Origin of the sequence: Streptosporangium album, from assembly GCF_014203795.1 — a bacterium.
GTDB classification, from domain to species: Bacteria; Actinomycetota; Actinomycetes; order Streptosporangiales; family Streptosporangiaceae; genus Streptosporangium; species Streptosporangium album.
Window position 1 is genome coordinate 681113 of the sequence record NZ_JACHJU010000003.1, and the last position, 22423, is coordinate 703535.

The following is a 22423-nucleotide window of genomic DNA, read 5'->3' on the forward strand; positions in this document are numbered from 1 at the left end:
GACACTGTCATGAACGACCTGCCCAAGCCGTACCTGACCGGCCACTTCACCCCGGTCACCGACGAGATCACCGCCCACGAGCTGACCGTCCACGGCACCCTGCCGCCCGAGCTCAACGGCCGCTACTTCCGCAACGGCCACAACCCCAAGCCCGGCATCACCCCCTCGCACTGGTTCCGCGGCGAGGGCATGATCCACGGCGTGCGCCTGGCAGGCGGCCGGGCCGAGTGGTACCGCAACCGCTGGGTGAAGACCCCGTACCTGGACGGCGTGCCGTTCACCGGCACCGAACTTGAGGTCTCCGCCGCGGCCACCAACATCATCTTCCACGGCGGCCGCTACCTGGCGCTGCAGGAGGCCAACCTGCCCTGGGAGGTGACCGCCGAGCTCGACACCGTCGGCGTCTACGACTTCGGCGGCAAACTCACCAGCTCGATGACCGCCCACCCCAAGGAGGACCCGGTCACCGGCGAACTGCACTTCTTCTCCTACAGCCCGTTCCCGCCCTACCTGACCTACTACGTCGCCTCCCAAGAAGGCGAGATCATCCGCTCGCAGGTGATCGACGGCTCCGGGCCCTCGCTCATGCACGACTTCGCCATCACCCGCGAGCACGCGGTCTTCGTCAACTCACCGGTCGTCTTCGACCACGCCGAGCACTCCGGCATCCCCTACAGGTGGCACGACGACGTGCCGCTGCGCATCGGCGTCATGCCCCGCACCGGAGCCCCCAAGGTCACGTGGTTCGAGGTCGAGCAGGGCGCCATCCTGCACGTCACCAACTCCTACGTCGACACGCAGGGCCGCGTGGTGCTCGAAGGCCCCCGCTACGACCGCTCCGCCTGGGAGACCTCCTGGAAGTGGTGGATCGGCGCCCCCGGCTACGGCGTCAGCCCCGACGCCGGATCCACCTTCCATCGCTGGGTCCTCGACCCGGCCACCGGAAAGGCGAGCGAGGAGTCGCTCGACGACCTGGCCACCGTCGCCACCGCCGAACTTCCCCGCAGGGTGCCCGCCGGCATCCACGGCCACTGGATCGAGGACCAGAAGTGATCACCACCATCGACACCGCAGCCGCCGTCGTCGTCCGGCTCGACACCGTCATCGACGCTCCGCTCGCACAGGTCTGGGACCTGCACACCGACGTAAACGCCTGGCCCTCCTGGCAGACCGACATCACCACCGCCACCGCCGACGGCCCGCTCAACGAGGGGTCGGTGTTCCACTGGAGCACCTTCGGCCTGAACATCGACTCAACCGTCTACGCCATCGACCCCGGCCGCCGTATCCTGTGGGGCGGGCCCGCACACGGCATCACGGGCATCCACGAATGGACCTTCGCCGAACGGGACGGCCAGACCTTCGTCCAGACCGCCGAGTCGTGGGACGGCGAACCGATCCGCGCCGACCGGACCGGCATGCAGGCCGCTCTCAAGGGGTCGCTCACCGCCTGGCTCGCCCATCTCAAGCAGACGGCCGAGAACGGATCCCGCTGAGCCCGCGTCCACGCGGATGTACGGGAGGAGCGCTGCCGAAGCTGCGAGCTCCACGGCGCTCCTCCCATCACGTGCGCCTGGCCAGGACGACGGCCGCCTCCGGAGACGAGTGGTGTCCGACTCTGGGCACTCCGTTGAGCTGCGGGTTGGCCACGCCGCTGCGGTAGAGCGTCAGGTCGCCGTCTGACCGGTCGGCGCTGCCCCACCCCAGCCAGTAGTCACGAGCATTGGCCAGCTGTGGGTCCCGGTCGGTTGTCGAATCGGCCGTAGACATACGGGGCCCCCCGGCATGCGGTCGACCTTGCCGCCCTTGCGGCGAAAGTCGGCCGCCCCTGTGGCGGACGCCTCACTGATCTTGAGTTAGCCGCAGCCGTCAGATCGGCGTCAGGACCAGTTTGCCGCGGACGTGCCCTGTCTGGCTGTCGCGGTGGGCGGCGGCCGCGTCGGCCAAGGGGTAGGTGCGGGCGATGGGGACCGTGATCGTGCCGGCCGCCACGAGCGCTGCCGCTTCGGCCAGGATGCCGCGCATGTCGTCGGGCTCGCCGTAGGCGAACCGCACGCCCAGTGACTCTGCCGACGCGTCGGCAATAGTGATCACGCGGTCGGGGTTTCCTGTCAACTCCACCAGGGCCGGAAGGGAACCGCGCCCCGCTGCGTCCACAGCGGCATCCACACCGCGCGCGGCGACGGCCCGGACCCGGACGGCCAGGCCGTCGCCGTAGGTCACGGGGATGACACCGAGGGAGCGCAGGTAGTCGTGGTTGCGCGGGCTGGCCGTGCCGATCACCGTGAGTCCGCGATGCCGGGCGACCTGGGCGGCGACAGTTCCCACGCCACCGGCCGCGCCGTCGATCACAATCGTCTCGCCCTGCGCCAGGCCGAGGTGGGCGAAGGCGTGATAGGCCGTGGTGCCAGCCACGGGCAGGGCGGCTGCCACCTCCCAGGACACTGCTTCGGGTTTGGCGGCGATGGCGTTGAGGTTCGCCAGTGCCAGTTCGGCGTAACTTCCGGAGACCGCCTTGCCGAACACCTCGTCTCCGACGGCGACATCGGTCACGTCCGGCCCGACGCATTCGACGACGCCGGCGACATCGACACCGGGAACAGCCGGAAACCGCACGGGCATCGCGGCGGCCATGGCGCCGCTGCGGAGCTTCCAGTCGATCGGGTTGACACCGGCGGCGCGGACGGCGATCCGGACCTGCCCCGTGCTGGGCTCGGGCACCTCCAGCTCAGCCAGCCGCAAGACCTCGGCGTCACCGTACTCGGAGAACATGACAGCCCGGCAGATCCGTTTCATAACTCCCTCTCTCGGCTTGGCGTCCCATCCATGACGTCCAACCAACAGAGCCCAACTGCGCACTCCACGCATCCGGGCTCAACCCCGCCACGAGTTCGGCAAGGACGCAGACCGGTCCGCTGTTCTGGCGTGAAGCGCTCCCATCGCACCCACGCACCCTGCAAACGAGACATGAACCGGTCCGCTGGTCCGATACGATACGGTCCACTGGTCCACTTATGCAAGAAAGGTGTGGCTGTGACCGAACGCGCCGATGCCGCCCGCAACCGCGCCGCCGTGCTGGCCGCAGCGGAAGCGCTATTCCAGCGCGAGGACCTCGACCATGTCAGCCTGGCGCGCGTCGCCCAGGCCGCCGGTGTCGGTAAGGCCACGGTCATGCGCCGCTTCGGTGACCTGCTGGGACTGGTCGATGCGCTCATCGCGCCACGTGTCACCGCCCTGCAGAACCGCGTACGATCCGGAGAGCCCCCGCTCGGGCCCGGCGGAGACGCTGTCGCACGCCTCCACGCCTACCTTGATGCTCTGTTCGACTTCGTCTTGGATAACCGGACGCTCATCCGCGCCCTGGAGCACTACGGGCCGCACGCCTACTACGCCAACGCCGCCAGCCAGTTCTGGATCGACGAACTCGCCGACCGGATCCATGCCGCACGGCCCACCGTCGACGCCGGATACTTCGCCCATGCCGTGTTCACCGCACTCCGCGCAGACGTCATCGACTACCTGCGCTGGCATCAGCACATGGACACCGAACGCGTTCGCGCGGGCGTGCACGCCCTTGCCGACCCGCCAGACCTCGGGCCCGATCTACACCGGTGAGCCCTGCCCGCCGCAGAACACCTCCTTGACGAGCCTGTCCGCCACCTTCGGGAACTTCAATCCCAGGGACCTTGCGGCGTCGTCCACATAGGTCACCGAGGCGGTCAGGGTCCTCTTGCCGTCGGGTGAGCTGTACATCAGCGCCCCGTAGCCGTGCGGGGGGCTGCCGTTGTGCCGAGCGCCTGGCCGAGCTCGCCGCCGAGCTCGTCGACGCTGGACGTCGCACCGTGCCCGTCGACTCCGGCGACGCCGCGGCGGCCGGCGACCCGGTCACCGGGTGGGAGGAGCGCGTGGCCGGCCTGGCCGCCTCGCACGTCCCTGCCGTTCAGGACGTCCCGCAGGACGTCCCGCAAAGCGACCAGGACGTCCAGGACGTCCCCGCCGACGGTGGAGACGTCCCCCCGGGTGGGGCAGTCCTGGGACGACACCGGCGTGTGCCTGGCGCGCATCGACGGCCAGTGGATCCTGCAGTGCCCCGACGGCAACATCGAGGTCGAGGGGTTCGGCTTCTTCGGCACCATCACGGCCCGCGACCAAGCCGGAGCCCACGCCGCCGCGGCCGCCACCGTCCTGGCGCTGACCGGCCGGACAGTGACCGGGTGGGACCGCGACGCCTGGAGCCGTTCCACCTACGGCGAATCGACCTGGTACGCCTGCCTCGGCGAGCCTCCGCCGACCGGCTGATCTACCTGGTAACGAAGCCCGGGCCGCACACCGTGACCCGGGCTTCGTCGTATGTCGGCACCTTGTGCCCCCTTTACGAGAACCACAATCCCGGTGGCTCTCCGATGAAATATGACGATCTGTGCAGGATTCGCAACAGATTGTCAGGGGTGCTCGCTACCTTCCTATCCGATGTGACAGATCCGCAGGATGGGAGGGGCGTGTGGAGTTGAAGACCGCCGAGGATGAGCTGTCGCCGCTCGCCGAGCGAATCCTTGACCTGGCCACCGACCGGAGGCTGAGGGTGGTGCCGGTCGTGCCGACGTCGAGACAGGGTGCCGAGGTCTACCTTGAGCCCGAGGACATGGGGGTCAGAGGACAGGCGAACGAGAAGTCCCGTCACAGCCTGAATCCCCTGGTCGGAGTCTCGATCCCACAACGGCTGGGCGAGTGGCGAAGTCAGGTCGATGCCCTGGACAGGGGGTCTTGTCCAGGGCATCGGGACCTCGCGTCAGTTCTCTGAACTGCGGCAATGCCGAAGATCCTGCCACGCGGCCCGGGTGCGTCATCCCGTTCATCTGCTCTGGTCATTCATGACGGGACTCTTCGTTCGCCTGCTCTCCGAGCTCCGTCTCTACGCCAACCCGATTGAGACGGGACAGCGTAGGCGCGTACGCGCGCGCGTAGTGCCCCTCTCGAAACCCCCGAAACCCCCCGGCGCCCGTGGCTGGCGGGCCTACGGTGGACTGCCATGGACCTCCCCCCGCTCTCCGACTCCCCCGCCTCCGCCACCCAGCTCGCCGCCGCCCTGGCCGCGCTCGGCCTGTACGGCGGGACCAACACCGCCGCCGAGCACGCGGCCGAAGCGCTCCGGCTCGGTGGGCCGGAGCCGTACCGGATGCAGTTGGCCAACGCCCTGCTCGGCGCCGTCCAGGTCGAGGCGATGCTCGCCGAGAGCGCCGCCACCAGGCCTGAGGACCTGGCCGCCGCCCACCACCAGCAGCTGGCGACCGCGGGCGTCGCCGACGACGTCGAGAAGCTCGCCGGGTTCCTGCGCTGGCAGGCGCTGCGGGTGGCCGGCCCCCTGCGGCTGGTCGCCCAGGACCCGGCCACGGGGCCGATCCCGCTGGCGGCCGCGCACACCGCCGAGGGCCTGCAGAAGCTCCTCGGCATCGCCGGCACCGGGCAGGTGCCCGACGTGGATGCGGTCAAGGAGGGTGTCGCCGAGATGCGCGCGGCCCGCCAGTGCCTCGTCGACGCGATCGACAACGTCGACATCCTGCTGGAGATGCTCAGCGGCCTGTCGGCGTTCCTCGACAAGGACTGATCCGGCGGCCCGCTTATATGCGGGAACCCGCATTCCCAGCGATAAAGGATCACCTGTTGGAATTCATATTCTCATGGGCAATCCGCCCTCGGCGGGCCTGCTCCGCCTCGCGCGCCCGCGCATAGGGACTCCGAAAACTCCGGAAACGGGGTGTGCCGTCCCTGCCCGGGGTCCGGGTCAGCCGTCAGCGCCGCCTGGGGTCAAGTCCCTTACGGCGGGCCAGTTTGGCGGTGGTTGTGGGACTTGACCGCGGACAAGCGACGGCTACGCTCCGGCCCGGCCCGGCCGGGGCGATGACCGGGGTGCCTCGCGCGCACGCGCGTAGAAGGCACCCGAAACACCCGAAACCCCGCTGTGGCGTTCAGCGGCCGTATCCCTGGCGCGGTCCCTTGGAGGTGATGCCGGGAGGGGTGGGCGGCCGGTAGCTGTGTCCTGGGTTGGATGAGCGGTGTCGGACCTCGGTCTGTTGCTGGGCCTGCTCGCGCCGCTGCTCGGCGAACCCGGGCAGGACGGTCTCCAGCCGGGCAGCGTTCTCCCTCTCCAGCGTCGCGGCGAAGGAACGCGGGCTGTTCAGGAGGCGGAACCGCTGGTGCAGGTCGGCCGGGGTCGTGGCGGCCGGGGAGACCTCCGGCGCCTGGCGTAGCGCGGTCTGCTCGGCCTGGCCGGCGGCCTCGGCGTGGTGCGTGGCGTCGGTCAGCTTCTCCTTCGCCGGCTGCTGCCGCTCGCGCCGCCGGTCGACCTCGACGAGCTTGGCCGGGGCCGTGGTCTTCGCGGCCGCGGCGGTGATGCGCTCCTGCAGCGGCTCGTCGCTGATCAGGCCGTGCGGCGCCGGGGATCGGTGATCTGGTTCAGCATCGCGGCCGCGAAGACGGCCCTGGCCATCTTCTGGACCTCGACCTGTTCGGCGGCCTCCCGCTCGCGGGCGCGCACTGCGGCGATCGGTTCGGGCTCGGGGCTGATCAGCTGGTCGGCGCGGTCGCCCTGCAGGGTGGCGGCGTAGGCGTCCAGGGCGCGGTGCAGTTCCTCGGCGGGGTTGCGGGGTTCGCCGTGGCGGGCCCGGTCGGCGTCGGACTCCAGCACGTTGCGCGGCAGATACAGGTGAGCGCTGAGCCGGTCGCGGGTCATCGCCGCATACAGGGTGTGCGGATCCAAGCTCATGCCGTAGATCATCGCGTGGTCGGTGGTCAGTCCTTGGGCGGCGGCCACCGTCATCGCGGTGCCGTGCGACAGGCCGCCGGAGGCGATGTAGGCCGCGCTCACCCGCTCGGTGACCAGGACCGGCCCGTCGGTGCCCTGCCTGCGCCACCGCTACGCCAAGGCGGGCAACACCACCTACTACCCGCGTGGCGAGGTGGTGCCCGAGCACCGCGGCACCACGGGCGAGTGGGAAGACCTGGTGTTCAAGAACGACAAGCGCGGGCGCCGGCGCATGGTGCGGATGGTGTACGAGATCGTCACCTACCAGGCGCTGCGCAACGCGCTGCGGTGCAAGGAGATCTGGGCGGTCGGCGCCCACTCCTTCCGCGACCCGGAGGAGGACCTGCCCAAGGACTTCGCCGCCCGCCGCGTGGAGAACTACGCCGAGCTGCGCAAACCGCTGGACCCCAAGGACTTCATCGCCGAGTTGAAGGCCGAGATGCGCGCCGAGCTGGAGGCGTTGAACACGGCGCTGCCCAAGCTGGACTGGGTGGAGATCAAGGATCGCAAGTCCGGCGCGATCAAGCTGACGAAGATCGGCCCGGCGGAGGAGCCGCGGAATCTGCGCAAGATCAAGAACGAGGTGAGCCGCCGGTGGGGGCGCGGTCCCGCTGATCGACATGCTCAAGGAGGCGGTGCTGCGCACCGGCTGCCTGAACGCCGTCACCTCGGTTGCGGGCAGCTCCAGCCTCAAGCCCGAGGTGCTGGCCGAGCGTCTCATGCTGGCGATCTTCGGTTACGGCACCAACACCGGGATCCGGGCCGTCGCCTCCGGTGGCCACGCCCACAGCGAGGACGACATCCGCTACGGCGGCCGCGGCTCCTCATCTACTGGCACATCGAGCGCGGATCCATGGTCGTGCGCTCCCAGACCCTGCGCGCCTCGGCCTCGGAGGTGCACGCGATGATCGAGGGCGCGGTACGGCACGGCACCACCATGAACGTCGAAGGCAACTACGTCGACTCCCACGGCCAGACCGAAATCGGATTCGGCGTGACCAGGCTCCTGGGCTTCGACCTGCTGCCGCGCATCAAGCAGATCAACAAGGTCAAGCTGCATCGGGTGGAGAGCGGCAAAAGCGACCTGTACCCGCGGCTGACCCCGGCGATGACCCGGCCGATCCGATGGGACCTGATCGAGCAGAACTACGACCAGATGATCAAATACGCCACCGCGATCAAGCAAGGCACCGCCTCCACCGAGGCCATCCTGCGCCGCTTCACCGACTCCGCCTCCCACCCGACCTACCAGGCCATGCTGGAGGTCGGCCGCGCGCAGAAGACCATCTTCGTCGCCCGCTATCTCCGCCTCCGCGAACTCCAGCGGGAGATCCAGGAAGGACTCAACGTGGTGGAGTCCTCCAACGGCGCCAACAGCGTCATCTTCTACGGCAAGGGCGGCGACATCGCCACCAACCGGCGCGAGGAACTGGAGATGACCGTCCTGTGCCTGCGCATCCTGCAGGCCGCGCTCGTCTACATCAACACACTGATGCTCCAGGACGTCCTCGCCGACCCGCAGTGGGCCAAACTGCTCAAGCCCGCCGACCGGCGCGGGTTGACTCCCCTGTTCTGGCAGCACGTCCAGCCCTACGGCGAGGTACGGCTGGACGTGGCCAAGCGACTGCCGCTTGGCGGCAGCCCGAGTGCTGCGCAGCCAGGCGATCCGGAGTAGGTCACGATCGTGTCGTGGTCCGATGCGCGCGAACCCGGCAGGCCGTCGAACAGTACCGGCGTCGGTGTCCTGTCGCAGGCTGGCGCACTATGAGCCCGCATTCGCGGAGTCTCACACGGCGTTTCGTTACATGGCGCCGATGGTTTGGGGCTGGGTGCGGAGTTTCGTTACGCGGGTCGGACAGGGCCTCGTGGGCGTTGAGGGGGCGGTTGGACCACAGCACTTCGGTACGGCTCTCCCACTGTCCGCCCTGGCCCCCGTCGATTGGCTCGCTGACGCCCGATGACCTGCGTCGATCGTCGAGGTTCCAGGCCTGGTCGTACGTTTCCGGTCGATCATACTAACCGAGGCCGCGCTCCATGCTCGTCGTGGTCAAGCGAGGCCAGACCACGATCAGGGGCGCGGAACCGATTCCGGCGTTCTGAGCAGGAGTGGCGGCCGGATTCCTGTCCCTCGGCCGCCACTCCGCACGTCTATCCAAGGAACTCCCGTAGCGAACGCGGTTCGCGACCCAGGATGTCCGCCACGGTCGTGGTCGTGCTCGCCCAGCGCCCATCCCCGATCTGCGACATGAGTTCGGCCAGGTCACGGGCCCCTTGGGCGGGCATGCCGCGCTTCTCCAGGTGAACGGCGGCTTCCTCGACCGACAGGTCCACGTAACGCACGGTCCGGCCGAGTGCTCGGGTGAGCTCGGCGGCGATCTCGTCATGGGTGGGCGCCACCGGCCCGGTGAGCTCGTAAGTGGCGTCGGCCCCGACGGGACGCGTGAGCAGCACGGCCGCGACCGCCGCGATGTCACGCGCGTCGATGTAGCCGACCCTGCCCCTGCCGTACGAGCCGAAGATCCGCCCCTCCTCGTCGACGTCGCCCGCGAGATTCTGCATGAAGCCGACGGGCGCCAGGATCGAGCACGGCACTCCCGAGGCTTTGAGATGCTCGTCGACCTGTCCGTGCATGCCGAACCCGAGCAGGCTGCTCGACGTCACGCCGCGCACGGAGACGGTCACCACCTGCGCCACACCCGCGGCCGCCGCATGATCGATGACCGCCTGATGCGCTCGCACGAAACCCGGCCACGGCGCGCTGTTGAGAAAGAGCCTGTCACCCGGCTCGAGCGGGATGCTCTCCGGCCGCTCCAGGTTGCCGACCACGTAGTCGCATCCCAGTTCCTCGCCCTGTTCCGCGCGCCGTACCACGGCTCGCGCTGCACCGCCCAGTGCCTCGATCAGCGCACGCCCGATCGTGCCTGTCGCACCCGTAACCACAATCATCACGCAACCTCCTAAGCGGAATGTCGGCTTCCTGTTCTATACTAAGCGGAAGATCGTCGTCCAGTTCAGGGAGAGTTCAATGCGCGCCGATGCCCGCCGCAATCGGGACAGGATCCTGCAGGCGGCACGCGACGCGGTGGCCGAGCGCGGCACGGACGCGCCGATGGAGCTGATCGCCCGCCGGGCCGGCGTCGGCGTCGGCACGCTCTACCGCCGATTTCCCGACCGCAGCGTGCTGCTCGCCGCCCTGGCGGAGCAGTACGTTCACGAGCTCATGGACACCCTCGACCACGCCGTGGCGGCCGAGCCTGACGCGTGGGCGGCCATTCGCGCCTTCGTCGTCTACAGCGTGGAGAAGGGTCGCGGCGCCATCGCGGCCGCGCTGGCCGGGACCTCCGCGCCGCAGGCGAGGCAAGCGCTGGTGCAGCGACTCGACGAGCTGGTACGGCAGGCGCAGGCGGACGGCGCGATGCGTTCAGATGTCGGCACCGGCGACCTCATGGAGCTGCTCAACGTGTTCGCCTGTCACCCGGGCGTCATACCGGAGCGCTTCCTCCCCCTCATGCTCGACGGCCTAGACCGGCGTTAGCCTTGCCGCCGTAGTAGGTGATCGGGGGCAGCACCGTGCTCCTCCTACGCCGAGACCGGCTTGTCGGGGTCAAGGTGGCGGTAGATCGTGGCGCGGCTGACGCCGAGCCGGTCGGCGATCTGCTGGACGGTGTAGCGGCGCTTCCCGTCGTCGCCCTTCATCTCGTACAGCGCGCGGGCCATCTCCACGCCGTGAGCGTCCAGGGCCGGGGGCGCCCGCCGACGCGGCCGCACGCTCGGGCCGAGGCCAGCCCTTCGAGGGTGCCCTCAACAATGAGTTCGCGGAGGAACTCGTCGAAGGCGCCGAACATGTGGAACTGCAGGCGGCCGGACGGCGTAGAGGTGTCGATGCCCTGCTTCAGCACCAGGAGGTCGACCTCGCGCTCACGGAGCTGTGCCGCCAAGTCCAGCAGGTGGCGCAGAGAACGGGCGGCACGGGACAGGCGGGTGATGACGAAGATGTCGCCGGGCCGGAGGTAGTCCAGCGCCTTGTCGAGCTCGGCCCGTCGATCGATCTTCCCGGACGCCTTGTCGATGAAGATCCGGTCGCATCCAGCCGCGGTAAGGGCGTCGCGCTGGCTGTCGGGGTTCTGATCGCGAGTGGACACGCGTCCGTAGCCGATCCTGCTCACCACATAAGTGTCTCATAAACGGTTGAGGCGGAAGATAGGGAAACATAGTTTCCGCACGCGGATTTTGAGACATGATCGCAAGGATGAACGTCGAGAACGGGGCGGCGGTCGCTCGATGTCTCAGCATTGATCGATTCCGTACAAGATCACAGCGAGGCTGCCGGGATCCGGCGCAATGAAGGTCACCACAGCGACCTGGACAGAGCCGCTCGTTCGGGGCTCATGACACGTTTCTTACCGGCGCCCCTACGAGGGGCGGGGCCGGTCAGCCGGCGTCCCTGACCAGTAGGGCCGCCTGGACGCGGTTGGAGCAGCCGAGCTTGGTCAGGATGCGGCTGACGTAGGTTTTGATGGTCGTCTCGGTCATCCGGAGCCGCCGGCCGATCTCGGCGTTGGACATGCCCTCCGCCACCAGGTGCAGAACCTCCGACTCGCGGGGCGTCAGTGCCGCCAGCCGCCCGGCGGCCTCCCTGCGGCGCCGGGCCTCCACGGGTGTGACCATGCCCAGCACCAGCCGGGTCACCGGGGGCGAGAGGTAGGCGTCGCCGCCGTGCGCCGCCCGGACCGCGCGGATCAGCTCGTCGGGTGTGCAGTTCTTGAGCACGAACCCGGCCGCGCCGTTCTGCAGGGCGCGCAGCACGTTCGGCTCGGTGCCGAACGACGTCAGGATCACGGTCCGCAGCGTGGGGACCTTCCGGCGTAGCTCCTCCAGCGCGCCCAGCCCGTCCAGCACCGGCATGGTGACGTCGATCAACGCCACGTCGGCGCGGTGCCTGATCGCCTCGTCCACGGCCGCCCGGCCGTTCTCCGCCTGCGCGACGACCTCGATGTCGGCCGCCGACTCCAGCACCGTGCGGATGCCGGCCGTGATCAGCGGCTCGTCGTCGGCGACCAGCACCCTGATCACGCTCTCACCCCCACCAGCATGCTCGCGGGCAGGAGCACGAACGTCAGGGCCGCGACGGCGGCGCCGACGGCGACCATGCGGACGCGCCCGACCGCGGGCAGGTCGTCATCACCGCCCGGCTCCCCTGCGACGACGGGAAGCATCGCGAAGAGCCGGAACCCGTCGCCGGACAGCCGGTGATCCAGGACCCCGCCGGCCGGTCCCACCCGCTCGCTCAGCCCGGACAGGCCGTGCCCCGCGCCGGCGGAGACCGGTCCGTCCGGGAGGGGGTTGGCGACGGTGAGCAGCAGCGCGTCGGACTCCCAGTCGACGCTCACGGTGACCGGCTGGCCCGGGGCGTGCTTGGCCGCGTTGGTCAGCCCCTCCTCCACCACCCGGTAGGCCGCCTGTTCGGCCGCCGGGGGCAGCGGCCGGGGCTCCCCGCGCTGCCGCAAGGTCACCGCTGCCCCGGCTCCGCGGAACCCCTCCACCAACGTGCCGACGGCCTTCACCGCGACCGACCGATCAGCCGGCTCTTCCGTTCCGCGGAGCGCCCCGACCAGCTCGTGCAGCTCGTCCATGGCGCCGCGCGCCGCTCCCGCAAGCCGCTGGACGGCCTGCCGCTGTTCTGCGGGGAGTGCCGACACCTCCAGCGCGGCCGCCTGGATCGACACCAGGCTGAGCCGGTGCCCGAGGGAGTCGTGCATGTCCCTGGCGATCCGGAGCCGCTCCTGCTCGGCGAGGAGTTCCCGCTCCAGGCCGAGCTGCCGGTTGCGCTGGCCGAGCGCCGACACCAGCCGCTCGTGCTGCGCGAGGTAACGGCCGGCCAGCAGCGGCAGCGCCACGAAGACGCCGTAGGTGGAGAGAACGCTCGCGATGACCCTGGGGTCCCCGGACGGGCCCCAGAGCCGTACGGCGACGCTTCCGAGCGCCACGCCGACCGCCGAACCGGCCACCACGGTGGTGTCCCACCGGGACACCACCTCACGCCCGGCCTGGTAGGCGCTCCAGAGCAACAGGACGTACGCGCCGCCGGTAAGCGCGGAGAGCACCAGCGCGGCCGTGAACGCACCCGCCGCGGACCGGTAGCGCAGCACGACCACCAGCACCACTGCCGAAGCGATCCAGCCGGGAAGGCCGTTCCGGGTCCCGGCCAGCAGCAGCGCGGTGTCGACCCCGACCACGACGGCGGCGAGAAGATGTCGGCCCATAGGGGCAGGGTACGCGTTCGAGAGTGTCGACTTTGGCCGACAGGATCGGCGACTTTCGAGGACTGTGCCCGATCGGCCCGCTTCCTAGCCTGGGTCGGGTGATCGAAGTGCAGAACCTCAGCAAGAGATATGGGACCACCGTCGCGGTCGACGGTCTGTCCTTCACGATACGGCCCGGCCAGGTGACCGGGTTCCTCGGGCCGAACGGCGCAGGAAAGTCCACCACGATGCGGATGATGCTGGGCCTCGACCGCCCCACCGGAGGGCGGGTCCTGATCGACGGCGAGCCCTACCGGCTGCTGCCCGAACCGCTGCGGCGGGTCGGGGCGATGCTGGAGGCGTCGGCCGTACACGGCGGTCGCAGCGCGTACGGCCACCTGCTGTGGCTGGCGCAGACCAACCGGATCCCCAGGGCGCGGGTGCGGGAGGTCCTGGCGATGGTCGGGTTGGAGAGCGTCGCGGGGAGGCGGGCCGGGGGCTTCTCTCTCGGCATGACCCAGCGGCTCGGCATCGCCGGGGCACTGCTCGGCGACCCGCCGGTACTGCTCTTCGACGAGCCGGTCAACGGGCTGGATCCCGAGGGCGTCGTGTGGATCAGGAACCTGTTGAAGGGGCTGGCCGCCGAGGGCCGTGTCGTGTTCGTCTCCAGCCATCTGATGAGCGAGACGGCGCTCACCGCGGAGCACCTCATCGTGATCGGCCGCGGCCGGTTGCTGGCCGACACCACCGTTCGGCGGTTCGTCGAGGCCAACTCCCGCTCCTACGTGCGGGTCCGGACACCCGATCCGGAACGGATGCGTGACGCGCTGGTCAGGGCGGGCGTCCGGGTGGAACGGGCCGCGGACGGATCCCTGGAGGCCTATGGCACGGAGGCCGCGGAGCTCGGTGAGCTGGCCGCGGCCAACGGCCTGACGGTGCACGAGGTCAGCGCCCAGCGGGCCTCACTGGAAGAGGCGTTCATGGAACTCACCGGGGACACGGTGGAATATCAGGCCGGGGGTGGGCGGCGGTGAACGCGATCTCCACATGGGCAGTGGTCACCGCCGAATGGACCAAGATCCGGACTGTGCGGTCGACGCTCTGGACCCTGTTGCTGACCTTCGCCCTGAGTGTCGGCCTCGGCTATCTGGTCAGCCTCAGCTTCCGCGACTCCCTCTCCCGCCTGCCACAGGATCAGCAGGAGACCTTCGCCCCGCTCTTCGCCACCTTCTACAGCCTCACGATCGGCCAGCTCCCCCTGGTGGTGTTCGGGGTGCTCGTGGTCACCACCGAGTACACCTCCCGGACGATCAGGGTCTCACTGGCGGCGGTGCCGCGGCGCGGCCTGTTCTACGGCGCCAAGGTGCTCGCGGTGCTGTCGTCGGCCCTCGGCGTCTCGGCGATCACCGTGCTCGTCACCTTCTTCGCCGCGCAGGCGGCGCTCGGCCCGCACGGCGTCTCTCTCGGCACGGCGGAGGTGGCGCTCACCGCCACCGGCGCCTGTCTCTACCTGACGGCCATCTGCCTGTTCGCCATGGGGGTGGCGGCGATGTCCCGCAGCGCCACCAGCTCGCTCGGGATCCTGCTGCCGCTGCTCTTCCTCGGCTCGCAGGGACTCGGCAACGTCCCGGGGTTGAAGCCCTTCGCGCAGTATCTGCCGGACCAGGCGGGCATGGTGATCATGCACCTCACCGGTCCGCCCGGGGACCCCCGGTTCAGCCGTGACTACGGTCCCTGGGCCGGGATGGGCATCCTCTCGCTCTGGGTCGCCGCCGCCCTCGTCGGCGGCTACCTGGTGCTGCGCCGCCGCGACGCCTGAACCGCCCGGCACCGTCGGCCGGTGCGGAGCTCGCCTGCCGGAGCGCATGCCGGGTCGCGCTGTCTGCTTCCTCATCAGAACCCCTGGGCGAGGCGGTAGTAGGCCTGGTTCCAGCGCAGTTCCTTGGCGAACTGCCGCGGCGTGGTGCCCGCGTCGATGACGAGCAGCTCGACGCCGAGCATGTCGGCGAAGTCGGTGAGCTCCTCGGTGCCGATCGCGGCCGAAAGGACCGTGTGGTGGGGGGCGCCGGCGGTGAGCCACGCCTCGGCGGAGGTGCGCAGGTCGGGCCGGGGCTTCCAGACCGCCCTGGCCACAGGCAGGTTCGGCAGCGGCTCGGCCGGGGCGACCACGTCGACCTCGCTGGCGACCAGCCGGAACCGCTCACCCATGTCCGCCAGGCCCACCACGACGGCGGGGCCGGGCTCGGCGTCGAAGACCAGCCGGACCGGGTCCTCGCGGCCGCCGATGACGAGGGGGTGGACCTCGCACGAGGGCACGCCGGCGGCGATCGTCGGGCAGACCTCCAGCATGTGCGCGCCGAGGATGACCTCCTGCCCGGGACGCAGATGGTAGGTGTAGTCCTCCATGAACGAGGTGCCGCCCGGCAGACCGGCCGACATCACCTTCAACGTGCGCAGCAGCACCGAGGTCTTCCAGTCGCCCTCGCCGCCGAAGCCGTAGCCGTCGGCCACTTGTCGCCCTCGGTGACGGCCACGTCGCGCATGTTGTCGCCGAACCTGGCCAGTTTCAGCGAGCCCACCTCGGCCCGGCCGGCCGCCGCCCTGGCCCATGCCCCGATCCGCGCCACCACGGACGGGTCGCTCACGTGCCCGGCCACGGTCTTCCTGGGTACGCCGAGCCTGGCCTGGATGTAGCCGAACTCGCGGTCGCCGTGCGCCGCCTGGTTCAGGTTCATGAAGTCCATGTCGATGGAGCTCCACGGCAGGTCCAGGTTGGCCTGGGTGTGCAGGTGCAGCAGCGGTTTGCGCAGCGCGTCCAGCCCGGCGATCCACATCTTGGCCGGGGAGAACGTGTGCATCCACGCGACCAGCCCGACGCACTCGTCCGAGGCGTTGGCCTCCAGGCAGATCCTGCGGATCGCCGCGGCGTCGGTGAGCACCGGCTTCCACTCCACCTCGAAGGGGAGCGCCCCTCCCAGGGCCGTGGCGATCCGCCGGGACTGCTCGGCCACCTGACGCAGCGTGTCCTCGCCGTAGAGCCCCTGGCTGCCGGTGAGAAACCAGACTTTCAACGATTGCTCCTCTGTCCGTAGACGTTCTGGTAACGGTTGTACAGGCGGTCGACGTCGCCCTGCGGGATCGGCAGCGGCTCACCGAGCTGCCGCGAGACGTGCACGGTGCGGGCGACGTCCTCACACATGACGGCGGCCTTCACCGCCGCCTTCGGGGAGTCGCCGATGGCGAAGACCCCGTGGTTGCGCATCAGGACCGCCGGGGAACGCCGGCCCCGCAACGTGGCGACGACGCCCTGCCCGATGTCGTCGTTGCCGATCAAGGCGAAGGGGCCCACCGGGATCTCACCGCCGAACTCGTCGGCCATCGCGGTCAGCACGCACGGGATCGGCTCGCCGCGTGCCGCCCAGGCCGAGGCGTACGTGGAGTGGGTGTGCACCACGCCGTTCACCTCGGGCATGTGCCGGTAGATGTAGGCGTGCGCGGCCGTGTCGCTGGAGGGGGCCAGCGAGCCCTCGACCAGGGCGCCGTCGAGGTCGCACACGACCATCGACTCAGGGGTCAGGTCGTCGTAGGAGACGCCGCTCGGCTTGATGACGAACAGCTCCTCCCCCGGCACCCGGCCCGAGACGTTCCCGGCGGTCCAGGCGACCAGGTTGTTGCGGACCAGCTCCCGGTGGAGGACGCAGACGATCTCTCTCATTCGGTCACCTCGTTTCGGATGGCGCGGAGCCGGTGCAGCAGCCCACCGTCCGCGAAGTGGTCGTGAAGGGCGCGATATTCGGCGTACAGCCGGTCGTAGGCGTCTGCCCGCCCGGCGTCGGGCACGTAGGCCGCCTGCTCCCGTCTGCCCATGACCGCGGCGGCGGAGGCGATGTCGGCGTAGGCGCCCGCGGCGACGGCCGCGTGGATCGCCGAGCCGAGTGCCGGGCCCTGTCCGGACCCGATCACCGACAGGGGGCGGCGCAGCACGTCTGCGTAGACCTGCATGAGGAAGCGGTTCTTCAGCAGCCCGCCGGCGACGACGAACTCCTCCACCGCCACTCCGGCGGCCTCGAACGCCTCGACGATCACACGGGCGCCGAAGGCGGTGGCCTCGACGAGCGCCCGGTAGGTGTCCTCGGGCCTGGTCGCGAGCGTCTGACCGACGATCACCACGGCATGACGTGGCAGGTCGAGGTCCCCATGATGGCGACCATCTGGCCGGGCCGCACCGCGTCAGCGGCGGCGGCCGTGACGTGCGCGTCGACGTTGCCGACCGCGACCGCGATGCCCTCGGGCAGCCCGGTCCACCGGGCTGCCCGAGCGGCCAGGCGACCGGCCAGGCCGCCGAGGGGTACCGGTTCCCGGCCGAGCTTGCCGGTGAAGCCGGCGAAGGCGGGGTTGAGCTCGGCCAGGAAGTCCTCGCCGGGGTAGCCGCCGTCCTGGTAGACGCCCTTGTAGCCGGCTGTGCAGACGTTGCGGGTCTCCACGCCGGTCAGTTCCCAGACGATCCAGTCGGCGGCCTCGATCCAGCGGTCGGCCCTGCCGTACACCTCGGGGTCCTCCTCCAGGACCTGCAGGCCCTTGGCGAACTCCCACTCGGCGGAGACCCTGCCGCCGTAGCGGGGTAGCCAGGTCTCCTTCCGCCGCTCGGCCAGGGCGTTGATCCGGTCGGCGTGCGGCTGCGCCGCGTGGTGCTTCCACAGCTTCGGCCAGGCGTGCGGCCGGTCCCTCAGCTCGGGAAGCTCGCACAGCGGCAGGCCGTCGGCGGTGGCGGGCAGCACGACGGCGCGGCCCGACAGCGTGCCGAAGTCGACGCCGACCACGTAGCGGTCGCTGTTAGCGTTCACACAATCTCCAGTGATCCAGGTACGGCTCCGCCGTACCGCTGAACGATCCAGGGCTCCTCCCGTGGACCCTCGCACCGGCGGGGGCCACGGGAGAGGCCTCAGGTGGGGCGGCGCGCCGAGATGAGGCGCTGCAGCTCGACGCGGGCCTGGGCCAGGGCCGTGTAGGTCTCGTCGGTGATCGAGATGGAGTCGGTGCCGATCACGTAGCAGAGACCGCGGGCCAGGAACAGGCAGGCGGTCACCAGGACCGGGACGTATGTGCGCGGGACCGCACGGCCGGCCGCGCCTCTCTCCGTACGGGGGTTCAGGACGGGGCCGCGGTGCTGGCCCTGATGACGAACTCGGGTGGCACGACGAGACGTTCGTGCGCCGTCAGCCCACGTGTCTCGACCTGCCGAAGGAGCGCCTCGATGCTGTGCCTGCCCACGGCTTCGAAGTCCTGCCTGACGGTGGTGAGCGGTGGGGAGAAGAACTCCGACTCCGGGATGTCGTCGAAGCCCACGACGCTGATCTGCTCGGGGACCCTCACCCCCTCCTCGGTGAACGCCCGCAGGACTCCGAGGGCCATCTGGTCGTTGGCCACGAAGACCGCGGTGACATCGCCCGCCATCGCGGCCAGGCGCTGTCCGGCCGCGTAGCCGGAGCGCGGGCTCCAGTCACCGGCCAGCAGCTCGGGGACCGGCCGCCCGGCGGCGGTCAGCACGCCGCGCCAGCCGTCGATCCGGCCCTCCGCCTCCAGCCAGTCCGAAGGTCCGCTGACGTGCCAGACCGTCTCGTGTCCCAGGGCCAGCAGGTGCTCGGTGGCCATCCTGGCCCCGGCCACCTGGTCGACGCTGACCGCCGAGACCTCCCCCACGTGGTCGCCCTCGACGGCCACGGCCGGCATGCCCGGGGGCAGGTCGTCGAGCGCGCGGGCCGCCGACCGCTGCGGCGCGACCACGACGACGCCGTCGACGCCCTGGTCGGCCAGGTAGTCGAGCGCGTCACGCACCCCCGCCCTGTCGATGGTGCGCAGACTGACGACGCTCACGAAGTAGCCCGCCGCCCTGGCTGCCCGCTCGATGCTGTAGACCGTGCTGGCCGGGCCGTAGAGCGTGGTGTCGAAGCTGACCACGCCCAGCCTCCGCGAGTGCTTGGTGACCAGTGCGCGAGCGACCAGGTTGCGGCGGTAGCCCAGCTGGTCGATCGCCTCCATGACCCGGGTGCGGGTCTCGGCGCGGACGTTGGGATGCTCGTTGAGCACCCGGGAGACCGTCTGGTGCGACACACCGGCCACCTTGGCCACGTCGGCCATCACGGGTGGGCGGTATTCGGGAGTCGATCCCACGGCATGCTCCTCTCGGCTTGGGCATGACTGTGAACGCTAACAACATTCTCCGCCAAGGGGCTGCCGGGTCACGGTACGGTCACACCGAAACCTCTCGGAAACACCCTGCCGGCGGGGCGGCGCCCTTCGAGATGCCATCCGAGCCTGGCCCGCCAATCCGTTTCCGCCGAGGGAACGACGAGGACGGCTCCGGCGACAGCGACCACCCCCCTCGACCCCGTTCAGCCCCGGCAGTCGTACTGTATGTTTTTTCTCGCTTACCGCGTCCCCCACGAGCACCATCCCTGGGAGCCCTTTTGACCAGGCAATCCTCCGCCGGAACAGTCCACCTGGACGGTGACCCGTCGCGCGCCGCCGAGCGCGCGGCGGACGGCCTGGCCCGCTACCTCGCCCACTGCGACGAGCCCACCGGCTACCTCGACTTCGCCCGCGTCGGGCCTCCGCTGCACGCGGCCGTCGACGCCCGGCACGCGGCCCTGCGGGTCACGGCCGGCGCCGACCCGGTGGGGCCGCTGGAGGAGATCCGGGAGGCGGCTCGCCGGAGCGCCGCCGCCGTGATCGGTGGTGACGTCGAGGTGACGTTCGCGGCATCGACCACGGCGGGTCTGTTCGGCGTGGCGTTCGGCCTGGCGGCGCCCGGCACGCTGCTCGTGCCCGAGGGTGAGTTCCCCGCCAACGCCGTACCGTGGCTGCGGGCGGCCGCGCGTGGCGGGCCCGCCGTACGACGGGTGCCGCAGGACTCCGGACGGATCACCGCCGGGGCGCTGCGGGCGGCGCTCGGCCCCGACGTCATCGGGCTGACCGTGAGCGCGGTCGACTACCGGACCGGCTGGAAGGCACCGCTCGCCGAGCTGCGCGAGGTGCTCGGCCCCGACCGCCTGCTCATCGTCGACGCCATACAGGGCCTCGGGGTCACCGAGCTGGACCTGGACGCCGCGGACGTGGTGGTGGCCGGCGGCCAGAAGTGGCTGCGCTCCGGATGGGGGGCGGCCATCCTCGGGGTGCGGCCTCGCGCGATGGAGCTGATCGCACCCGATCTCGGTGGCTGGACGGGCCTGGCCGACCCCTACGGAGGAAGCGCCGGAACCGAGCTGGGCGCACCGGCCAGGGGGGCGGACCGGCTGCTGATGACGAACACCGATCTGGAGGCGATCGCCGGGCTGCACGCCTCCCTCGGCCTGGTCGCCGAGGCCGGCACGGCAGAGCTGGGCGGCAGGCTCGGGCAGGTCGTCGCCACGCTGCTCGACGTGCTGCGCCACCGCGGCGCGGAGGTGCTCGGCGACGGCTGGCCGGCGCGGCGGCGGGCCGGGATCGTGTCCTTCCTGCTGCCCGGCGAAGCCGCCGACGCCACGCTGGCCCGGCTGTCCGCCCACGGGGTGACGGCAGCGGTCCGCGACGGACGAGTGCGGCTCTCCCCGCACGTCTCCACGACGGAGGAGACCGTGCGCAGGCTGTCGGACGCACTCTGACCACGGCGCGGAACGGCAGCGCACGGATCCACCACGATGGCGGACCGTCTGGTGAAACGCACCGGAAAGCGCACCGCCACAACCGATCCGGAGCAGGCCCCCGACAGCCGCACAGCCATGTCGTCGCCGAGTCCGGACGGATGATCGCGGCCGGCGGGCACCGCCGGCGCCCTCACTGCGAGACGGGCGCCGGCGGCACCTCCACTACGAGAAACGCCGGTAGGTGATGGGGAGCTTGCCCGCCACCTCCGCCACCCTGACCGACGCTCCCGGACGGGGCGCTTCGATCATCTTGCCCTCGCCGACGTAGATTGCGCAGTGGTCCGGGGGGCTGCCGAAGAAGACGATGTCTCCGACCTGCGGGGTCGTGACCGGCTGCCCGCTCGCCTGGTAGCCGGCCGCGGTGGTGTCGCCGATCTTGATTCCCGCCCTGTTCAGGGAGTGGTAGACAAGCCCGCTGCAGTCGAAGGCGTTCGGCCCGTTGGCGCCCCAGACATAGGGTTTCCCGATGTTCGCCCGGGCGGCCGCCACGATGTCGACCCCGGTCCCGGTCCCGGCCACATACGGCATCGCGACCGCCGGGCCACCCGACCCGGAGCCACCTGAGCCGCCGGAGCCGCCTCCGGGGCTGAGCGCGGCGGCAGGCCCGGCTCCGCCACCGTTCGCACCGGCGAGGACCGTGTGACCCGGCCCGGGCGCCGGAGTCCGCTTCCAGTCGAAGGTGTGGCCCGGACCCGGGGTGAACTTCTGGTCGCCGGGCGCCTTGACGATGGCGAAGAAGACGGACTCCGCGTCGATCTTCTTCTTGATCTCCTTCATCGCCGTGCTCACGGCCTCCTCGGCGGAGCCGACCTGCCCATCGGCGGCGGAGACGGCACCGTTGACCGCGGCCAGGGCGCCGGGCTCGGCCTTCCGCCTCTCCGCCTCGGATGTGCTGTTGCGGTAGGCGGTGACCCTGTGGTCGGCGAGGACGTTGCCGCAGAGGGTGTCGACCTTGGACTTGGCCTCCTCCAGTGCTGTGGCGGCCGTGTCGAGCAGACCCGCGCAGGCCAGCAGCGCACTGTGGAACGTGGTGTTGGCCTTGTTGTAATTGCCCATGTAGTCGTCGAAGGCGTTGGCCGAATCACCCTCCCAGTTGGTGTCGACGTCGACGACCGCGGAGCGGAGAGAGCCGATGTGCTCGTTCACCTTGCCGGCCAGGCCCCGCCATCGGGTCGCGACATCGCGGATGTCGGCCGGCCTGCCGTTGACCTTGTCCACGAGGGCGGCCAGCGAGGGGCCGCCGGGCAGCTGGGCGATCTCCTCCCTGACGCTCACGCCTCCGCCACCTCACTGGCCTTGTTGGCCTTGCGGACGTTGTTCTCCACGTCGTCCAGGGCGTACTCAAGGGCCTTGAGCCTGCCCTTCACGAGCCCGAGCTCGCTGCCGAGCTTCTTCTCGACCACGTCAAGGACCGCGGCGAGCGCGGAGGCGTCGGCCAGCTTCCCGAACATGGACGAGTCGGCCGCACCGGCAGGATACTTGCCGTCGAGCTCGCCGAACAGCACCGACAGGTTGTAGGCGGTCTTACGGCAGTGATCAAGCGCCTCGAAGTGGATATCGATACCCGCCATCCAGCTGACTCCCTCGCATATGGCTACAGAGTAGTCGAATGGAGATCGTACCGATCATCGCTACGGAACGCCTGATGTTCCTCGGGAGGTCGTGGACCTGCGGACGTCCGGAGGACGGCCAGAGCC

Annotated in this window: 28 protein-coding genes and 2 pseudogenes; 12 read left to right on the plus strand and 18 right to left on the minus strand. The window is 70.3% G+C overall.

All coding sequences use genetic code 11. The features are described from left to right. Positions 1–9: 9 nt before the first annotated feature. Positions 10–1053: a carotenoid oxygenase family protein gene (locus FHR32_RS33010; protein ID WP_184758409.1), complete on the plus strand. Its 1044-nt coding sequence runs from the start codon at positions 10–12 to the stop codon at positions 1051–1053. Beyond that, positions 1050–1496 carry an SRPBCC family protein gene (locus FHR32_RS33015; RefSeq protein WP_184758410.1) on the plus strand — a complete coding sequence of 149 codons (447 nt, stop codon included), beginning with the start codon at positions 1050–1052 and terminating at the stop codon, positions 1494–1496. Before FHR32_RS33010 ends, FHR32_RS33015 begins: the two co-directional genes overlap by 4 nt. 67 nt (positions 1497–1563) lie before the next feature. Here FHR32_RS33015 and FHR32_RS33020 read toward each other — a convergent pair whose 3' ends face one another. Then, positions 1564–1770 (minus strand): hypothetical protein, encoded by a 207-nt coding sequence (locus tag FHR32_RS33020; RefSeq protein WP_184758411.1) that lies wholly within the window; start codon positions 1768–1770, stop codon positions 1564–1566. A gap of 99 nt (positions 1771–1869) precedes the next feature. Then, complete coding sequence (locus FHR32_RS33025) at positions 1870–2796, minus strand: NADP-dependent oxidoreductase (protein WP_184758412.1); 927 nt, start codon at positions 2794–2796, stop codon at positions 1870–1872. Positions 2797–3033: 237 nt separating this feature from the next. Here FHR32_RS33025 and FHR32_RS33030 point away from each other — a divergent pair, with 237 nt between their 5' ends. Further along, entirely contained in the window at positions 3034–3615 is a 582-nt protein-coding gene (locus FHR32_RS33030) for a TetR/AcrR family transcriptional regulator (protein WP_221466491.1), read from the plus strand. Here the strand turns inward: FHR32_RS33030 and FHR32_RS33035 are convergent. Together FHR32_RS33035 and FHR32_RS33040 are read right to left on the minus strand one after the other, a co-directional pair. Then, positions 3604–3753: a hypothetical protein gene (locus tag FHR32_RS33035; RefSeq protein ID WP_184758414.1), complete on the minus strand. Its 150-nt coding sequence runs from the start codon at positions 3751–3753 to the stop codon at positions 3604–3606. The two genes, FHR32_RS33030 and FHR32_RS33035, sit on opposite strands and share 12 nt — an antisense overlap. Next, on the minus strand, positions 3753–4064 hold the full coding sequence (locus tag FHR32_RS33040; RefSeq protein WP_184758415.1) for a hypothetical protein: 312 nt from the start codon (positions 4062–4064) through the stop codon (positions 3753–3755). Before FHR32_RS33040 ends, FHR32_RS33035 begins: the two co-directional genes overlap by 1 nt. On the opposite strand from FHR32_RS33040, the gene FHR32_RS33045 reads away from it, so the two are divergent. From FHR32_RS33045 to FHR32_RS33060, 4 genes are all read left to right on the plus strand, one after another. Continuing rightward, complete coding sequence (locus FHR32_RS33045) at positions 4048–4299, plus strand: hypothetical protein (protein WP_184758416.1); 252 nt, start codon at positions 4048–4050, stop codon at positions 4297–4299. The genes FHR32_RS33040 and FHR32_RS33045 overlap by 17 nt on opposite strands. Positions 4300–4501: 202 nt before the next feature. Next, positions 4502–4801: a hypothetical protein gene (locus FHR32_RS33050; RefSeq protein WP_184758417.1), complete on the plus strand. Its 300-nt coding sequence runs from the start codon at positions 4502–4504 to the stop codon at positions 4799–4801. A 228-nt stretch (positions 4802–5029) separates the two neighbouring features. Continuing rightward, a complete protein-coding gene (locus FHR32_RS33055) occupies positions 5030–5605 on the plus strand; it encodes a DUF6245 family protein (protein WP_184758418.1) in 576 nt (191 codons plus the stop codon). Between the two features lie 437 nt (positions 5606–6042). Beyond that, complete coding sequence (locus tag FHR32_RS33060) at positions 6043–6447, plus strand: hypothetical protein (RefSeq protein ID WP_184758419.1); 405 nt, start codon at positions 6043–6045, stop codon at positions 6445–6447. Here the strand turns inward: FHR32_RS33060 and FHR32_RS33065 are convergent. After that, a complete protein-coding gene (locus FHR32_RS33065; protein WP_184758420.1) occupies positions 6419–6865 on the minus strand; it encodes a hypothetical protein in 447 nt (148 codons plus the stop codon). The genes FHR32_RS33060 and FHR32_RS33065 overlap by 29 nt on opposite strands. 244 nt (positions 6866–7109) lie before the next feature. On the opposite strand from FHR32_RS33065, the pseudogene FHR32_RS47730 reads away from it, so the two are divergent. Next, positions 7110–8477 (plus strand): annotated as a pseudogene (locus tag FHR32_RS47730) (Tn3 family transposase); the annotation flags it as partial. Between the two features lie 473 nt (positions 8478–8950). Here the strand turns inward: FHR32_RS47730 and FHR32_RS33080 are convergent. Then, complete coding sequence (locus FHR32_RS33080) at positions 8951–9748, minus strand: NmrA family NAD(P)-binding protein (RefSeq protein WP_184758670.1); 798 nt, start codon at positions 9746–9748, stop codon at positions 8951–8953. Between the two features lie 79 nt (positions 9749–9827). Between FHR32_RS33080 and FHR32_RS33085 the strand changes: the two genes are divergently transcribed. Then, positions 9828–10337, plus strand: coding sequence for a TetR/AcrR family transcriptional regulator (locus tag FHR32_RS33085; protein ID WP_184758423.1), 510 nt, complete (start codon positions 9828–9830; stop codon positions 10335–10337). A 44-nt stretch (positions 10338–10381) separates the two neighbouring features. Here the strand turns inward: FHR32_RS33085 and FHR32_RS43265 are convergent, their stop codons facing one another. From FHR32_RS43265 to FHR32_RS33100, 4 genes are all read right to left on the minus strand, one after another. Next, positions 10382–10519: a helix-turn-helix domain-containing protein gene (locus FHR32_RS43265; RefSeq protein ID WP_246468157.1), complete on the minus strand. Its 138-nt coding sequence runs from the start codon at positions 10517–10519 to the stop codon at positions 10382–10384. Continuing rightward, complete coding sequence (locus tag FHR32_RS33090) at positions 10495–10971, minus strand: recombinase family protein (RefSeq protein WP_312882809.1); 477 nt, start codon at positions 10969–10971, stop codon at positions 10495–10497. Before FHR32_RS33090 ends, FHR32_RS43265 begins: the two co-directional genes overlap by 25 nt. Positions 10972–11233: 262 nt before the next feature. Beyond that, positions 11234–11875, minus strand: coding sequence for a response regulator transcription factor (locus tag FHR32_RS33095; RefSeq protein WP_184758424.1), 642 nt, complete (start codon positions 11873–11875; stop codon positions 11234–11236). Beyond that, positions 11872–13065: a sensor histidine kinase gene (locus FHR32_RS33100; RefSeq protein WP_184758425.1), complete on the minus strand. Its 1194-nt coding sequence runs from the start codon at positions 13063–13065 to the stop codon at positions 11872–11874. The genes FHR32_RS33095 and FHR32_RS33100 overlap by 4 nt, the downstream gene beginning before the upstream one ends. Positions 13066–13163: 98 nt before the next feature. Here FHR32_RS33100 and FHR32_RS33105 point away from each other — a divergent pair, with 98 nt between their 5' ends. After that, entirely contained in the window at positions 13164–14078 is a 915-nt protein-coding gene (locus FHR32_RS33105) for an ABC transporter ATP-binding protein (RefSeq protein ID WP_184758426.1), read from the plus strand. After that, the gene (locus FHR32_RS33110; protein WP_221466495.1) at positions 14075–14863 is read left to right on the plus strand and encodes an ABC transporter permease subunit; all 789 of its coding nucleotides are present in this window, start codon (positions 14075–14077) and stop codon (positions 14861–14863) included. The genes FHR32_RS33105 and FHR32_RS33110 overlap by 4 nt, the downstream gene beginning before the upstream one ends. A 74-nt stretch (positions 14864–14937) precedes the next feature. On the opposite strand, the gene FHR32_RS45010 is transcribed toward FHR32_RS33110, so the two are convergent. The 6 genes and pseudogenes from FHR32_RS45010 to FHR32_RS33135 form a co-directional block, all read right to left on the minus strand. Next, positions 14938–15555 (minus strand): L-arabinose isomerase family protein, encoded by a 618-nt coding sequence (locus tag FHR32_RS45010; RefSeq protein WP_312882810.1) that lies wholly within the window; start codon positions 15553–15555, stop codon positions 14938–14940. Beyond that, on the minus strand, positions 15489–16115 hold the full coding sequence (locus tag FHR32_RS45015) for an L-arabinose isomerase family protein (protein WP_246468084.1): 627 nt from the start codon (positions 16113–16115) through the stop codon (positions 15489–15491). Before FHR32_RS45015 ends, FHR32_RS45010 begins: the two co-directional genes overlap by 67 nt. Next, entirely contained in the window at positions 16112–16759 is a 648-nt protein-coding gene (locus tag FHR32_RS33120) for an L-ribulose-5-phosphate 4-epimerase (protein ID WP_184758427.1), read from the minus strand. Before FHR32_RS33120 ends, FHR32_RS45015 begins: the two co-directional genes overlap by 4 nt. Next, positions 16756–17864: pseudogene (locus FHR32_RS33125) on the minus strand (FGGY-family carbohydrate kinase); the annotation flags it as partial. The gene FHR32_RS33120 and the pseudogene FHR32_RS33125, both read right to left, overlap by 4 nt. Before the next feature lie 122 nt (positions 17865–17986). Continuing rightward, a complete protein-coding gene (locus tag FHR32_RS33130) occupies positions 17987–18130 on the minus strand; it encodes a hypothetical protein (protein ID WP_221466496.1) in 144 nt (47 codons plus the stop codon). A gap of 62 nt (positions 18131–18192) precedes the next feature. Then, positions 18193–19182 (minus strand): LacI family DNA-binding transcriptional regulator, encoded by a 990-nt coding sequence (locus FHR32_RS33135; RefSeq protein WP_184758672.1) that lies wholly within the window; start codon positions 19180–19182, stop codon positions 18193–18195. Between the two features lie 329 nt (positions 19183–19511). Between FHR32_RS33135 and FHR32_RS33140 the strand changes: the two genes are divergently transcribed. After that, positions 19512–20684: an aminotransferase class V-fold PLP-dependent enzyme gene (locus tag FHR32_RS33140; RefSeq protein WP_184758428.1), complete on the plus strand. Its 1173-nt coding sequence runs from the start codon at positions 19512–19514 to the stop codon at positions 20682–20684. 204 nt (positions 20685–20888) lie between these two features. On the opposite strand, the gene FHR32_RS33145 is transcribed toward FHR32_RS33140, so the two are convergent. Then, positions 20889–22001, minus strand: coding sequence for a bifunctional WXG100 family type VII secretion target/C40 family peptidase (locus tag FHR32_RS33145; protein ID WP_184758429.1), 1113 nt, complete (start codon positions 21999–22001; stop codon positions 20889–20891). Beyond that, positions 21998–22297, minus strand: a complete 300-nt coding sequence (locus FHR32_RS33150; RefSeq protein ID WP_184758430.1) for a hypothetical protein — start codon at positions 22295–22297, stop codon at positions 21998–22000. Before FHR32_RS33150 ends, FHR32_RS33145 begins: the two co-directional genes overlap by 4 nt. Positions 22298–22423 lie beyond the last annotated feature (126 nt).